Consider the following 2,993-nt stretch of genomic DNA (forward strand, 5'->3'; position numbering starts at 1 on the left):
CCTGCCCCACTTCGTCTGCACGCCAAAGCGCTCGAACGGCTTGGAGTCGATCGCCTGGCCGATTGCCACCATCACGCGCTCGCACGGGATGGTGACCTCGGACTTGTCCGCCGCGCGGGGAGAAGGACGGCCCCTCTTCACCTCGCCGATGATCTGGGGCTGCACCACGAGCCCCGTGACCCTGCCGGCGTCGTCCGCCTCGATCCTCAGCGGCGCGTTGAGCTCCAGGAGCTCGCAGCCCTCCGCTTGGGCGCCCGCAATCTCCTCGTCCTGGGCCGTCATGTCCGCCACGCGCCTGCGGTACACGATGGTGACCTTCTCCGCGCCGCAGCGCACGCTCGTGCGCGCGACGTCCATGGCCACGTTGCCGCCGCCAATCACGCATACGCGCTGGCCGCGGTAGTCGGGCAGCTCGTCGTCGCCAACGGCGCGAAGCATCTGCACGGCGGACTCCACGCCCGTGGCGTCCTCGCCCGGGAGCCCGAGCTTCCTGTCAGCGTGCGCGCCGATCGCAAGGTAGACGGCATCGTACTTCTCGCGCAGCTCGTCCACGTCCTCCACGCGGGTCTCGTACCTGACGTCGATGCCGCAGTCCAGGATCCACTTGATCTCCTGCTCGAGCCTCTCGCGTGGCAGGCGGTACGCGGGGATGCCGTAGCGCAGCATGCCGCCAAGGTGCTTGCGCTGTTCGAAGATCGTGACGTGGTGTCCCATTATCGAGAGGTAGTACGCGCAGCTGAGGCCCGCGGGGCCGCCGCCCACGACTGCGACGCGCTTGCCGGTATCCGCCGCAATCCATGGCCGGTAATCGCTCTCCATGTGCTCGCACGCGTAGCGCTTGATCGCACGGATGTTCATGGGGTCGTCAACCATCCCGCGGCGGCAGTTCATCTCGCACGGATGCTCGCACACGAGGCCGCACACCAGCGGAAGCGGGTTGTCCTTCCTGATGAGGCGCACGGCGTCCGTGTTGCGGCCCGCCTTCACGAGCGCGATGTACCCAGGGATGTCCACCCCCGCTGGGCAGCCCGACACGCACGGTACGAGCTTGGACTGCGAGAAGCCACATGCGTGGTGCTCGACGTGGTGCACGAAGTCGTCGTGGAAGCCCAGGATCGCCTTGAGCGCCATCGCGCCCGCCTCGTAGCCGATCGCGCAGTCAGCTGACAGGTAGATGCTCCGCGCAAGACGCTCGATGTCGTCCAGCGTCCGCATCGTGGCCCTGCCGGTGAGCACGTCCGAGAGCATGTGCCTCAGCATCCTGAGTCCCACGCGGCATGGCGTGCACTTACCGCAGCTCTGGGTCGAGCACATGTCCACGAAGGCCATGGTGAACTCGACCGGGCAGGGCGCGAGCGAGCTCACCGCCAGGCGGCGCCCCACCGCGTCATGGAGCTCGTCCATGATCTGCTGGGCCTCGCTCCTTTCCATCACGTGCATTCTTGCCATAGTTCCCCCTATCAAGGCAAGGTGCGAGAAACGCCACCCCCATGGGCGCACCCGCGACAAAAAAGACAAGGGGCACCAAACGGCACCCCTTGCCATCGTAAGTTTTGGTATTCCCGCCGCCACCGCCCCATCGGTCAAATCGTCGTTATTGGCGGCAAATTGCGGGAAGCGTTACGTATTGTCCTAACCAACCCTACCCAAGGTGATGCGGACCAGCCGCGCGGACCTCGTCGGTCATGGACGTGAGGCGCTTCTCGGCGTTGTCCTCGAACATGCGGGCGAGCTTCTCTGCGGTCTCGTCGTACTTCTCGGGGTCTGCCCACGTCGACTTGGGGTCGAGGAGCTCGGACGGCACGCCGGGGCACTCGGTCGGGACGTCGACGTTGAAGCGCTCGTCGTGCACGAAGTCGCCCTCGTCGATGATGCCGGACTGCGCGGCCTCGACCATCTTGCGCGTGTACTTGAGCTTGATGCGGCTGCCGACGCCGTAGGGGCCGCCGCTCCAGCCGGTGTTGACAAGGTAGACGCGAGTACCGCTGTGGTTGATGCGCTCGCCGAGCATCTTGGCGTACACCATGGGGTCGAGCGGCATGAACGGCTCTCCAAAGAGCGAGGAGAACGTGGGCGTGGGCTCCTTGATGCCGCGCTCCGTGCCGGCCACCTTAGACGTAAAGCCCGTCATGAAGTGGTACATGGCGGAGTTCTGGTCGAGCTTGGAGATCGGGGGCAGCACGCCAAAGGCGTCGCAGGTCAGGAAGATGACGACATCCGGTGTGCGCTTCGCGACGCCCTTGACGACGGCGTTGTCGATGTACTCCACGGGGTAGGCGACGCGGCCGTTCTGCGTGTACGTCGTGTCGAAGTAGTCCGGCTTGCGGGTCTTCGGGTCGATCACGACGTTCTCGCACAGCGAGCCAAAGCGAATCGCGTTGTAGATCTGCGGCTCGGTCTCGGGCGTGATGTTGATGGTCTTGGCGTAGCAGCCACCCTCGATGTTGAACACCGAGTCAGTCGACCAGCCGTGTTCGTCGTCACCGATGAGCAGACGGTCCTCGGCCGCGGAGAGCGTGGTCTTGCCGGTGCCGGACAGGCCAAAGAACACGGTCGTGCCGTGCGAGCGCGGGTTCATGTTGCAGGAGCAGTGCATGCTCAGCACGTTGTTCTCGACGGGGAGCAGGTAGTTCATCATCGAGAAGATAGACTTCTTGATCTCGCCGCTGTACTGCGTGCCCACGACCAGAATCTCGTGCTTCTGGAAGTTGAGAAGGACGGCGGCTTCGGAGTTGGTGCCGAACTCCTTGGGGTCGAGCTTGAGCATGGGCGCCGCCATGACCACGAAGTCGGCATCGCCGAAGTTCTTCAACTCCTCCTCGGTCGGGCGCACGAGCATCTGCCTCATGAAGAGCGCCTGGCTCGCCAGCTCGCAGAGGCCGAGCACCTTCCGGGAGTAGCGCCTGTCGGCGCCCGCCAGCGCGTGGACCATGAAGATGCGGCGCTCGGAGAGGTAGCCGATGACCTCGGCCCTGATCTTCTCGTACCCGTCC

At 65.0% G+C, this 2,993-nt stretch carries 2 protein-coding genes; both read right to left on the bottom strand.

All coding sequences use genetic code 11. The features are described 5' to 3' along the window. The coding region (locus ACI38Z_RS04885; protein ID WP_439789068.1) for an FAD-dependent oxidoreductase at window positions 1–1,449 on the bottom strand (1,449 nt) is incomplete at its 3' end. 193 nt (window positions 1,450–1,642) lie between these two features. After that, window positions 1,643–2,993: phosphoenolpyruvate carboxykinase (ATP) (gene pckA, locus ACI38Z_RS04890; protein ID WP_439789069.1), on the bottom strand; the 1,351-nt coding region annotated here is incomplete at its 5' end.

The sequence above is a fragment of the Parafannyhessea sp. genome, from assembly GCF_051876455.1.
GTDB lineage: Bacteria > Actinomycetota > Coriobacteriia > Coriobacteriales > Atopobiaceae > Parafannyhessea.